Origin of the sequence: Cupriavidus pampae (genome assembly GCF_914271485.1) — a bacterium.
In the GTDB taxonomy this organism is placed as follows: domain Bacteria; phylum Pseudomonadota; class Gammaproteobacteria; order Burkholderiales; family Burkholderiaceae; genus Cupriavidus; species Cupriavidus pampae.
This window is the reverse complement of record NZ_CAJZAG010000002.1, coordinates 61,230-74,251: the sequence shown is the minus strand read 5'-3', so window position 1 is coordinate 74,251 and position 13,022 is coordinate 61,230. Positions and strand designations below refer to the sequence as shown.

The 13,022-nt window shown below is 58.9% G+C and carries 5 protein-coding genes; 3 read left to right on the top strand and 2 right to left on the bottom strand.

All coding sequences use genetic code 11. The features are described 5' to 3' along the window. Positions 1 to 164 precede the first annotated feature (164 nt). A complete protein-coding gene (locus tag LDO41_RS04620) occupies positions 165 to 1,991 on the top strand; it encodes a tyrosine-type recombinase/integrase (protein ID WP_223982560.1) in 1,827 nt (608 codons plus the stop codon). Between the two features lie 156 nt (positions 1,992 to 2,147). Here LDO41_RS04620 and LDO41_RS04615 read toward each other — a convergent pair whose 3' ends face one another. Further along, positions 2,148 to 7,361: an AAA family ATPase gene (locus tag LDO41_RS04615; protein WP_223982558.1), complete on the bottom strand. Its 5,214-nt coding sequence runs from the start codon at positions 7,359 to 7,361 to the stop codon at positions 2,148 to 2,150. Between the two features lie 239 nt (positions 7,362 to 7,600). Continuing rightward, a complete protein-coding gene (locus tag LDO41_RS04610; protein WP_223982556.1) occupies positions 7,601 to 9,016 on the bottom strand; it encodes a hypothetical protein in 1,416 nt (471 codons plus the stop codon). Positions 9,017 to 9,782: 766 nt separating this feature from the next. Here LDO41_RS04610 and LDO41_RS04605 point away from each other — a divergent pair. Next, complete coding sequence (locus LDO41_RS04605; protein WP_223982554.1) at positions 9,783 to 10,976, top strand: Shedu immune nuclease family protein; 1,194 nt, start codon at positions 9,783 to 9,785, stop codon at positions 10,974 to 10,976. A gap of 392 nt (positions 10,977 to 11,368) precedes the next feature. Continuing rightward, entirely contained in the window at positions 11,369 to 12,757 is a 1,389-nt protein-coding gene (locus LDO41_RS04600) for an ISNCY family transposase (RefSeq protein WP_223984182.1), read from the top strand. Positions 12,758 to 13,022 lie beyond the last annotated feature (265 nt).

Below are 13,022 nucleotides of genomic sequence, written 5' to 3'. Positions count from 1 at the left end.
AAATACTCTTATCACGATACTCACTTTAAGCCTGCAACCGCCGGCCGCGCGGTACCATCGAGGGGTCCTGATTCAGTCATGTTGACGTGTCCGACCTCCCCCGAAATCCCAGCTCCGTCTCAGCATCTGCCGCGCCCACAGGTCAGCCGCCGGTGCGCAGGCGCGTGCGCGCAGCGGTCGCGCCCACGCGCCTGCTCGGGCCCCATCACTTCGCGTTCTATCGCGGCGTGCTCGAGGGCGTTGATCTGGCCCGCCTGGCCGATCGCTATCTGGACACGGGGCTGGACCTGCGCGTAGCGCGCTCAACCATCGACTGGATTGCCGAGGAACTCGCCCGTGGCGTACGGCGTCTGGCGACGCGGCCCGCAGGCAACGGCGAGGAGGGCGGGGCGGTGGCCGCCGGCGACCATCGCACTCGGGCCCCAAGACGCTGGCGCGAGTCCGCGTGGCACGCGTTGTTTCACCCGCCGGCGGGTGAGAGCGCCGCGGCCCGGCAGGCACGTCGCAAGCGCCAGGTGCGGACGCTCGAAGAGCTGCAGCCACTGCTCGCCGCACGTCCGGCCCCCGGCGATGCGGTCGGCGGCTGGTTCACCCCGGCGATCGCCCGGCGGCTGATCGCCGCAGGCTGGACTACGCTCGCCGCGTTGCAGGCCGGTATCACGGAGGGTGGGGCGCGTTGGTATCAGCGTGTCGACCGCATCGGCGCCCACACGGCCCGACGTATCGAAGCGTGGCTCGCCGAGTTTGCGACCGAGCTTGGTGCGATTCCTCTCGCCGCGTTGGTCCCGCGACGCAGCGCCACCGCCGCCCAGCTGTCGAGCCTGCGTCCGCCCGCTGCGATGGTCGCTCCACTGGAATCGCTGCTGCTGCCGCCGGCGCTCGATGGCCGGCATGGCCACAACCGTGCGGCCGCCGGCAGCGAGCAGCGCATCGCCGCGCAGAACGATCTCATGGCGATACACGCCTGGCTCGGTGTGCATCTGCCGATCGGTGGCCATACCTGGCGCGCGTATCGTACGCAGGCCGAGCGATTCCTGCTGTGGGCGGTGTTCGCGCGCAGCAAGGCCCTGTCCGATCTCACGGTCGAAGACTGCAGTGCCTACGTGGCCTTCCTGGCCGATCCGCAACCGGCGGCGCAGTGGGTCGGGCCGCGCGGCACGCCGCGCTATCGTTTCGACTGGCGGCCGTTTGAAGGGCCGCTCTCGCCCGGCAGCGTGCAACAGGCGTTCGCCATCCTGAAGAGCCTGTGCGCGTGGCTTGTGAGCGCGCAATATCTGCGCTACAACCCCTTCTCGCTGCTACCCAAGCCCAAAGCGGCCGGGCAGGGGCGCATGAAAGTGGCACGCAGCTTTACCGACGCGCAATGGCAGTTCCTGCGCAGCTTCGCGGCAGGTCTCCCAGCCGATGACGCACGCACGCCGCGGATGCAGTTCCTGTTGCGCTTCGCCTATGCCACAGGCCTGCGGATTTCGGAACAGGCGCAGGTCACGGTCGGCGACCTGCGGCAGCAGGACCTGGCCGCCGATCAGCGCGGCGTGTGGACATTGTCGTTCGTGGGGAAGGGCACGCGCGCCCGTGAGGTTCACGTGCCCGCGCCGGTGATCGAATCTCTGCGCGACTACCTGGCCGCACGTGGCCTGGTCCCGGAATTCGAGCGTCTGCACCCGGAAACGCCGCTGGTCGGCCGTGTCAAGAACGATGGTGCCGCGGGCAGGCTCTCGGTCTCGCAGCTCGATGCGATATGGAAGGGATTCTTTGCGCAGGCCGCCGCGGTGCTGGAGACCGAAGACCCCGCCGCTGCGGCACGCCTCACGCAGGCTAGCGCCCATTGGCTGCGGCATACGTTCGGATCCCATGCGATCGCACGCGGTGTCGCGCTTGACGTGGTCCAGCACCAGCTTGGGCACGCATCACTTGCCACTACCTCGGTGTACGTCCACGCCGAGGATGCGCGGCGTGCGCGAGAGCTCGATCAGGCCGGCATGTACTGAACGCTGCTGCGCATCTTGCGCTTCCACCCCGAAATCCGCCTCACGCGCCTCCACTGAAGCTGGGCAGCGCTAATGCGAGCGTCTCGCTTGGACCCAATAATTGGGTGGAACTCGCTATTTGCCAGGTGCAGAAGCGAGAACCGTCTTCCCGGAATGTCAGCGGGTCAAGGATCCGGCTTGCACTCCTTTGAACGCCTCGGTTTGTTCAAGTGCAGCACTTCGCCGATCGCCAAGGTCAATCAAAGTGTCGAGAATGCGCAGCAGCCCCTGGGCCTGATCGAGTCGTAGCGGGAAACTGGCGTCTGCAAGGCGTTGCACTGCCGTTGCCGTGCGCGCCGGAAGGTTAGTTCCCACCCAGTTGCCTTTGGCATAGTCCAACTTCTCGAATACTGCGCTAACTTGTTGGATGAAATGGTCAAGCGGGTATGCAGCCTCCGTGCGCTGACACAGCAGCAGAAATCGCGACATGACAAAGGTTGACCATCCTGTAGCCGACACCAAGCGAGTGATCATTGGCATGACCAGACCGATTTCGGACCAATCGCCATTGACGAAGCGGGCGGCTCCACCAGCCTTTTCGATATTGACCATTAGAAGGGCTTCGATCAGCTTCGGCATATCTTGGCCTAAGACTTCTCCCACTCGGTATCCACCCGGCGCAAACGTGTTGTCAGCAATGACGTAGTCAACGCAAAGCTCCAGCAACTCCAGTGTGCCGGCGGGGATTACTAACGCGTCTAGCACGTGGCGCGTGACCACACTACTGGTGAATGCGGCGAGCACATCCAGTCCATCGTCGTCCTGTTTTTTCAAGAAGGGCGCGAGAAACTCCGCCTTGACAACATCCAGATCATAAAATGGAGCTGCACGAGCCAACAGATCACCCAGCGCGTCATTCCAGCCGATCAGCCCGGTGGTGCGGGCACGCCGCCGCTCGACGTCCCCCGACGGGTTCATGCGAAAAGCTGTCCATTCGACCAAGCCCCGAACAAGCGCGAGTACGAGCGGTTTTAACTCACCTGATGAGCACCACTTCTCGATCGGAAAATGCTTGAGGTGTTTCTCTGCATGCCGCGGATCAAACAGCGGATCCGGATCGGTCCATCCGTCATCAGCGTCAGCAACTTCCTCTTCGCCGGAATCCGGCGCTGCCTTCACCCAAGCTGGTGGCAGCGAATCAAATGGATCGAACTGCTCAGACTTGAGTCTTGCGAGGGCGCGATCAAGCGCAGCTCTCGCTGCCTCTTGTGCCCGGCGAGAGTCCAGCTCCCCGTCTTCGTGTATGGCAGAACAATAACGGCACGCCGTTTCCAGTACAAGGTGAGCCGCAGCCCATGAAACATGCGCGTCAAGGTCAGCAAGTAGTGCAGAGAAGGCGAGGTCTGCGGTTTCTTGGTGCGGGTAAGCCGTCAGTCCGACTAGCTGCCTAGCACGCTCGAGGTCAGACGGATTCGTGCGTCGCAAGTGAAGCAAAGCGACGATCAATTGCAGCATGGGATGCCAGGCGATCTTCGAGCCGTAGAAAAAACCAGCGGGCTCCTTCATCCCCTCGATCCGCGCCAAGACACCCAAGGCCCATTTGTAGTCGTCGGATGCGCCATCACCAAAGCAGATGACGCATGCAGCGACGGCAGCGATCATGCTCTGGGGCGTATGATCTTTGACATCCAAACGCTCGACAAATAGCGTTGGGTGGTCGAGCGGGCGAGCAAGCGCAACGGCATCTGCCAACCTCCTGTCCGGGGCGAGGGCGAAGGCTTGCAACGATTTCATCGCCCACGTAAGGAAGCTGCTTTGGAGCAAGTACACACCTGCAGCCTCCCCCCGCTGAATGGTTTCTGGTGAAAGCGGGGGCTCATAGACAACCATGACCTGTTTGTCGGGAGTACGATACCCCTTGTAATTCTCGGCGATGGCGAGCGCCGCATATTCCTCTGCCTGTTTGGTCAGCGACGCCTTCACTGCGGGATTGGAGCGCTGCTCTTCGAGCTCGAAGGGCAGCTCGTTAACAAAATTGGCCAATGCCTGCTTAAGCCGCTCGGTGAGCGCTTCGTCGCCATTCACCACGAACCGCATGGCAAGTTGCTTCACGTCGCGGGACCGGCTCAGCCGCTTGTCCAGGTAGTCCTGCGCAACTTTTTTGTCTCCGGTTAGCTGGTTCATTAAACCCAGTCCAAAGAGATCAATGTTTCGTGTCGGTTCCTGACGCGCGCGCGCGATGTCGAAAGGCCAAAGGCGTTGACATGTCAGCAGCGCGAGAGTGGTTTCGGAGGTATGGAACGTCTCCAGCGCCAGCCGAAGCGCCAGGCCCGGTGCGGCGATCGCGTCGTTACCATCGACGATACGGTGAATCACTTCGTCGATAGGGCGGCCGGATTCGACTTGACGGAAAGCCCAGTAGCTCAAGGCTAAAAAGGCGCACTCAAGCGGCTGGGCACCGAGCTGACCAAGCTGCCAATTGTAAGCGGGCCAATCACCCCAGAATCGCTGCTCTCCCCACGGAAAGCCGATAGTCGCTGGGACAGGGGTGCCGTGGATTCGCCTGGTGATGTCCGCGATCTGGCGCCAGCCTGTAGTAGCGTGATTGGAGAGATCACGAACCAATCCGAGAGCAACTTCGGGATTCTTGGCGAAGAGGCTGGCGAAGGGCTCGTGTGCCGCAGAGACCGGATAGTAGAAGTCGTGATGTCGGTCGATTCCGATTTCCTCGCGGCCGAAACCTTCAAAGCTATGCGGGACGCGGAAGTTCACATGCGCAAGGGCTTGCCTTTCCTTGTCCGTACGTTCGCTTTCCGGCTTATCGCGGATTCGTTGGATGCGCTGAAGCCTTTCTTGATGTGTCCGTTCCTCGCGATCAACACGATCCTGCGGCAGTTCTTCAAGCAGCTCCGCTTTCGCGACGGCCGCCAGTCGCTCAGGCGACACCTCCGCCATCATCCAAGCTAGCGCCATGAAGTCAGAATACGCTTCGCCGCGCATCCGTTTGTCGGTCACCGCGCGGTCAAATAGCGCATTCGCGGCCTCGGGAAAAGCTCGCGCCGCCCGTACGATCAAGACTCTGAGTGCGGTAGCAAACTGCTTTTGCGCGTCGCCACCTAGCACCTTCCACCGGCCGTGTTCGAACGCAAGCTTTTCTGGATAGACAGCTTTCTCAAACTCGATCAGCCACTCGGCACAGATGGCAACGATGGCCTTCGATCGCGCCGTGCGGAGCTCAGAAAGTGCGTTCTGCCAAACAGTGAAGACTTCGACGATCTTGGGGAGAAGCCGGACGGGCAAGGTAGGAGCAAGCGGCAAGAGCCAGTCAAGAAATCGCCCCCAACTTGCAAAATCCGAGGGCCAACTCAGAAGTTCGGCAAGACCCAATCGATCAAGGGCAGATTGACCCGCCGACGCGTTGGCGAGGACCACTGGACTTGGTATTGTGTGCTGCGCTTGAAACCAAACCAACAGTTTCTCGAGCAGTGCATGGTCGTTGGCCGTCACAAGCTCAGTGAACTCTTTCCCGTTAGTAACAAAAGCGTTAGTAAACGGTGGGGCGGTCAGCCATTCCCGACGCCATTGGGGCCGAAGCGTGGATTGATTAAGGGCTGCGTAACCGGCCGACCACTTGCCTGGCTCGGCAATCGAATGCTGAGCCAATAGGCCGACTACTCGGCCCAGCAACGGGGGCTCACCGGCCTGCGCCAACCCTTTGATCCAGGATTCGCCGAGGTCGATGAGCAGGCGGAAAAATGTCCATTCAAAGAAAATATCGTGCGTGAACGAGAATGAGGCGTCGCCATTTTTTCCGCGCACGAGCAGGTCGCTCTTTAGTGCTGCGATGTGCTCGAACGTCGCCGGCGTCAGCGACCGGGCCGCGACGTTTTTACCCAGATTAGCGACGCCCTTTTCCGCTATATCGAGCAGTGCACGCTGCCGCTGCGGCACGATCGCCTCCGGAGCATCATGTCCCGCTCGTGCCCACCAAGTGTTGATGAGATCGACCTCAGTCTGCGGTTCGGTTGTCCCGTCACTAAAGCTCTGCGCAAGAACCGCAGCAAAGAATGGACGTCGCGCGATCGCCTTCACCGAAGGCGCGCCCATCAACAGGTGACGAAGGCCAGGCTTCTCTTTCGCAAGGACCTCCGCCTCGCCATCATTGAAGGGCTCGACCTGCACGTCACCAATCTGAGTGCCGCGATAGAAGGTTGCTGGAAACCAGGCGCGATACGTCTCAAGTCCCTGGTCTCGCGACGTAGCCAGAACCTGCCAGTTGCTCAGGCTAGGCTCAGCTTGGATCGTATTGAGGATATCAAGAATGATCCGCTTCTGGTCGGGGTTGATACGATCGATGCCGTCAATGTAAAGCGTGGCCGTGCCGGTTGCGCCAACTTCCGCAAGGAGTTCATCAAGCTTCCGATGTTTGAGGCCCAACGCTGCCGAAAACTCCATCCAACTCTTCCCGGTCAGCCGGTCCGACTTAAGGAAAAGGATCGGCCCTCGGTGCCTAGCCTTTGTCGCCACCCGTTTGAGTACGACAGATTTCCCGCAACCCGGAAGGCCGCTAATGTTCACAACTCGGCTGACGCTAAGGCGCTCAGATACGGCTTGCTGAAGGTCTGCTCGGACAACCTCGAATCCGTCGACGCACTCCGAGATTTCGTTGAGTCCATCGGTTGAGAACCGAGCGAGCGTTTCCACATCGTCGCGGAAGCTCGGCGAGACCTTTAGCCGGACGACCCCGCGAAGTTGTGCGAGTAGGGAAGCGCGGGTCCATTTGCGGGCTGTGCCAGCGCCATCGCGAACTATGCGGCAGAGTCTGTCGAAAAGCAGGACTTCCTGACCGTCTTCATTGCTAGCAACAATCTCTTGAAGGCGGTTTGTGATCTCTGCCCAAACAATACCTGTTTCGTCGAGTCCGTTAAGTCGAGCAGCTGCGAATTGTCGATAAAATGCCCATTCATCGTCAGTTCTACTTGCTCCGATCAGAGGTGCAAGTTCGCTCCGAAGAGTACGTTCCGCGGCTGCGGCTGCCCCATCTTCGGCAAAGCGCCGGTCAAACTCCACTGGAGTTGGACTACTTTTCGCCCACGCAATGAGCCGGTTGAGCGACCGCTGTCTTGCCTCAGCTACGTTCTCGACGACGTATCCGTAAGCATCGCGATCGGTTTGAAAATCTGGCGTCTGCCGGGTTTTGCGCGCTCGATTAATAACGTCGCTAAAGTCCTTGTTAGCCGCGGCCCCACTTATGGTAAGCGTGGACTTCACTTGAAGTCCAAGGATTCTCGGACCGTCGGCATCCAAAAATTCGACGACAAGATCGTCCATTGGTTGGCCGTGGCCAGCCTGCTGGACTGCAACGCTGTTGACATAGCCTTGCTGCAGCATTGCCTTCTCGCAGCGGAGTAGGGCTGCTAGATAATAGGCGACCACCCTGTCTTCGTAGCTGAACCCGGCACCTCCCGTTAGTTCCGTCGATGTTGCCTGTTTGTTCTTTAGCGTTTCTTGCTGTCGAGCTGGTTTGTTCATAGCCGATTTAGTCAAGCTTGCCTCGAATCGAATTGTCAGCACAGTCCGAGCCAGGAATGCGAGCAGGGGGGGTGGAACTTATCCTACCTAATTCAGACTTAGTCGGGACTAGCGACTTCCTCCTGAGGAGGTCGGGTTGCCCGCACGGCGGCGCGATACCAGCAGGCCTCTAAAGGGTCCGTTGGCACCGCCAGCGACTCCCAAGGTCGGTGCGCGCAAAGATCCGGTTGCTCGATTCGAAGCTCATACGTGCATGCATCGTAGAAGGGGCATCGTTTTCGCTTCTCGGATGCAGAGATCTTGTCCGTCGCCAAGAATCCTTCGTCCTCGAGATGCAGCAACACATAGTGAAGCGCAGCGTGTAGTTTTTGCGCCCCGAACAAGGCCTCTTGTGAAACCGATGGCCGTCCCCAATAAAAAATTTGATCCTCGCCCCCCTGATCGTCACACATGGAGCCCATTGCAAGAACTCTCGGGCAGGAGTATTCCGCAATGATCCTGCCCAGCAAATCCCCCCGCTGCTCCTTCTTCTCATCCTTGATCTGCTTCAACATGGCAAGCTCAAAGAAAGGCGCGCGGATCCGCAAAGCAATTTTTCCGGAAATGATGCCCAATAGTTCCCTCACGGCGTTCCCCATTGGCTCAGAGAGCGGAAAGTGACCGGCAGTCTGTTCGATCATTTCGAGAATCAACGGCACATATTTTTCAAGGTGGGTTGCCGCCAAATCTTCAAGCCAAGTCATCCGCGCGTCCGCTGCGATAAACTTCATCCGATGCAAAGTCCGCAATAGCGTTCCCGGTGGATCGTCCGTCTGCAACGCAGCAATACCCGTCGCAATAATCTGATCCGTCTCAATATCTTCGACGACATTCTGAGCGAGCGACTGAAGCAGCTTGTACGGAGCACTGCGTATAGGCGTGGGCCACTCCTCGTTTGCCATCACGAGTTTCTCCTCCAGCAGGAACGCAACCCCTTCGAGGATCTCCACGGCGCCCACTTCGAACGTAATGAGGGAGTCATCGATAGGGTTCTTCGCCTCACACACAACAACGGTCAGGTGCTCGGCGTCGTGGCCGGGCAGCCGCTCGGCCAAGGCCTCAACCCGCTCCTTCGCAGAAATGGTAGTTACCGCGCTAGCTGTTTCGCGCAGAGGGCTAGACGCATTCCGTTCGAGACGTGCCGCTTCCTTTCGATACAGGTGGGTTCGTTTCACTACCGCCGAGGCATAGTCTGTCAGCACTCGTTCATCCACGGAGTGCCCTCGGTCATCGAGCTTATGTCTGAAATTCGCCCACAAGTTAATCATGCTGGCAAATGCATATAGACCGTTCAACGTCGACGTATTGTGAACATAGTGAAGCCATTCGTGGAAAAAATATCCAGCGAGATGTGGATTCGAGAGATTGAGTGACGCCTTCCCGTTCACATCAAGAGTGAATAGGCCTCCTGCGATCTGCGGCGGCAGCTTGATGAAAAGCAGATCAGCGACGTAGGACGGGCTCTTTTCTTTCATAGTATTCGGCAATAGTTTGCAGCCACTGTGTATAAGTCACGGCAACCCCGTTGACGGTTCCCGGATATTGCTGGCTCCTCCGGCAAGCAGCGGGCGCAGATGATGGCATCAGCCGTCGGCTTAGCTTTCACGATCTGGTTGCAATAGAGCATGGGTGAGTTGACAATTGTCGGCGCCTCGCCCACCAGCCGCCGGCTTACCTGCGCAAAGACCTCTGCCCTGGCAGAACCGAATGACGATATTTTAACGCGACGTGGATACCCCCTCGCGAATGGACGCCGAAGCTGCGCGCCGTAGCGTTAATGTGACGACGGAGCGAGGAGGGCGGCCATCTATGGCGCCATGTGGCGCAGTTGAAGCGCCCGAGCATGACCGCGTCGCGAGAGAAGTCGCGGAACCGGCGGTGTAGGACCGTGCCGCGCACATCCAGATGGTCTGCGATCGCGTGACCGTCATCTTCGTCCATCGGCGCGGGCTCCCAATAGAGACACGCGGACGGTGATACGCAGGTTGTGGCTGAGTGTGCGCAGGTCGGACGATAGATATTTGATGGGCTACAAATACGTGTCGGAGATGGGTGTGGGGAACAGGTAACAGGGACGACAGAAGCTTCGGAGTTGCCGAGTGCTAGTCTGGCCGCACGAAAGCTCAGTAAGTACAACAATGTTTTGAGAGCTGTCTCCGGTGCTACGGACGCGTTTGGCGGCTTTCGCTGCTTTCAGTCGTGTGGATATGACTAAATACCATGAAGCCGGTAGGGGGAACAATGGATGACGAAGAGAAGATTCATCGTAACAAGCTGCCAAATAAGACTTATATTAGTCCGCGTATCTATATCGACGCCCACGATTCGGTACGCATAGCCTCCAAGGTGATTGACTCGGACGGGATTCACTATGCGACAGTGAAGAAAGAAGTCGTACTAAGACGTACGGAAAAAGGACGCACCGAGATCGTCGTAAAGTTCCTGGAATCTACAAGGGATTTGCGTGTCTTGACAATTCAGGCCTTCAATGGCCAGACGGGCACACCTCATAAAACCCATTTTTCGTTTACCGGCGAAGAGATTCCCAAACTGCTTACATTCTTTGAGAACATTGCATCTGTTGAGTTTCCCAACCAGGATAGAATCAACATTACGGACACTGAACTCAGGCGGCTTGTTTTATCCAAGGAGCAAGCAGTAAGCTTGGTTCACGATAACCAGGACATCTTTGCAGAGGTCATCCGCCAAGAGATTACGAAGGAAGATGTCGTCGCTCTCGGCTATCGCAAGCGGCAAGTTGCCACGTTTTGCAAGTTGCTCAGCGAGCCGTCCTACTTCGAACAAGTGAAAGTGGCCAAGGGCTTGAGGGGAGACGAAGCTCTATGGCAGAGATTTTTCGAACGGAATCGATGGATCTTCGGCTACGGTCTCAGCTACTTTTTCATTTCAGGATTCGACAATAGAAAGCTGGAACAAGTCGTCCAGGGCCACGACTTGATCAACCGTGGAAAGCGGGCCGATGCCCTGATGAAGACGCGAGGCATCGTTAGTTCGCTTTGCTTTGTAGAAATCAAGACGCATACAACAAAACTCATCGATTCGACGCAGTACCGTCCAGGGTGTTGGGCGCCATCGAAAGAGCTTTCGGGTGCGGTTGCCCAAGTGCAAGCCACCGTAGCCTCTGCGATGAGGAGCCTGCACGAGTACATACGACCAACAGACATTCAAGGTGTGCCGACTGGCGAAGAGGTCTTCAACTTCAAGCCGAGAGCCTTCATTGTTATAGGCGCGCTGAGTGAATTCACCACCGAGTCGGGCGTGAATACAGAACAACTTCGATCGTTCGAGCTCTACAGAAACAGCATTTCCTCTATCGACATTCTGACGTTCGACGAACTATTCGAACGGTGCCGTTTCATCGTTCAGTCCGAGGTTGGCCGTACGTCGGGTGAAGTAGGCCCCGACCACGGGTGATCGAGCGTGGGAACGAGTCAGTGCTACGCCACAAGTGTTTCGACGCGATGCGGTCAAGGGTTCCAGGGGCCGCGGACGTTAGAGAACTTTGACCTAAAGGCGTGCACACAAGACCGGCTAAGCGCCTCACGACAGAATAAGTAGCACAAAAGAGCAAAATGATGTTTCGACAACTCGACACCAGTTGTCGCCGCGGTGAGTGCCGAACTTTACGTGCGAGCACTGCCGCGCAGGACGAAGTTAGATCCGGCCGCCGCTGCCAAAAATCGAATTTAACATAAGATGGATTATGCTAAAGTCTGCTGTTGGTGCCAAATAGTATTGTCATCTGAGGCGAATAGAAATGTCGTACCCCAACGCCCGGAGACCGGGCATGCTGGCGGCTTCCACGTCTGATCACGGCTGGGAGGTTTATTCAGGCAGTAGTCGAGCTCGGCCTGCCGGTCTGGCGCGCAGCCGAGAAGCTTAGCCTGTCGCGGCGCCAAATCGAGCGGCTCGCAGTCCGGTATCGCGCCGACGGTCCAGTCGGGCTGGGCTCGCGCAAGCGCGGCCATCGCAGCAATCGGCAATTGCCACCCGGCCTCGAATCGCGCGTACGTGGTCTGATCCGTGACACCTACGCCGACTTCGGCCCGACGCTGGCTGCCGAGAAGCTGCGCGAGCGTCACGGCATCGATCTGGCCGTGCAAACGGTGCGCAGAATCATGATCGACGCCGGCTTCTGGGTACCTCGCCGCCTGCGCCCGCCCAAGGTTCACCAGCCGCGCAACCGCCGCGCCTGCCTCGGCGAGCTCGTGCAGATCGACGGCAGCGACCACGCCTGGTTCGAGGACCGTGCGCCGGCGTGCACGCTGCTGGTCTTCGTCGATGACGCAACTGGCCAGCTGATGCAGTTGCTGTTCGCGCCGACCGAATCGACGCTGGCGTATTTCACCGCCACGCGCGCCTATATCGAGCGACACGGCAAGCCGCTGGCGTTCTACAGCGACAAGGCTGGCATCTTCCGCGCAAACCGCCAGCAGACGCCCGAGGGCCGCGGCTATACGCAGTTCGGCCGAGCGCTGTTCGAGCTCAACATCGACATCCTGTGCGCCAATTCAAGCCAGGCCAAGGGCCGTGTCGAACGGATGAATGGCACGCTGCAGGACCGGCTGGTGAAGGAGCTGCGCCTGCGCGGCATCAGCTCGATGGCCGACGCCAACGCGTATGCGCCCGCCTTCATCGCCGATTTCAACGCACGCTTTGCCAAGGTGCCGCGCAGCGATTTCAACGCCCATCGGCCGATACACAGCCGTGAGGACTTACGGCGCATCTTCTGCTGGCGCGAATGGCGCAAGGTCACCCACAGCCTGAGCCTCCAGTACGACAAGACGATGTACCTGCTCGAGGATCTCCCGGAGCACCGGCAGCTGATCCATCGCTACATCGAGGTGGCCGAATATCCCGACGGCCCTATCGAGCTGTGGGCTGATGACACCTCCCTGCCCTACACCACTCACTATCGCTATCCAGACGTCGACCAGGCCGCGATCGTCGAGAACAAGCGGCTGGGCCATGTACTGGGGATTGCGCAGAAGGTGCAGGCGCTACGCGACAATCGGCACTACGAGGGGCCGTCGCGCACCATGTCAGGCATGCCGCCAGGCCCACAGCCTGTCACACCGGGCGCGCGACGCCAGCGACAAATCAACCGCCTCGATCTGGAGCGCGCGATGCGGCAAAGTCCGCTGGCCGCAGTGTCGGACGATGACCTGACTCAGGTCGCACCTCATGTCGAATGACCGTCGGCTTCCGACCCAACTCGGACACCAACCAGTTCGTGACTAACGGCTGCTTTGAGTTAGGAAGCAGACCGCTGCAAAGACTCCCCGTCGGTGGCAACGCGGGAGCGTCGCCGCCCTTTCACGCACCGGCTTCATGCAGCTTCCAATTCGATCCGCGACGACCACTACTTCTTCCTCAAGATCCGAGCAGCCTTCTCCGGAAATCGGTGATGAACCATAAAAATTCCCGCTGCATCCAAGTTCTTGCTGAACGAGGCGTTTG

Excerpts from the sequence above, each read along its gene's own strand:
- LDO41_RS04605 (WP_223982554.1), top strand. The coding sequence starts at position 9,783 with ATGGATGACGAAGAGAAGATTCATCGTAACAAGCTGCCAAATAAGACT.
- LDO41_RS04610 (WP_223982556.1), bottom strand. The coding sequence starts at position 9,016 with ATGAAAGAAAAGAGCCCGTCCTACGTCGCTGATCTGCTTTTCATCAAG.
- LDO41_RS04615 (WP_223982558.1), bottom strand. The coding sequence starts at position 7,361 with ATGCTGCAGCAAGGCTATGTCAACAGCGTTGCAGTCCAGCAGGCTGGC.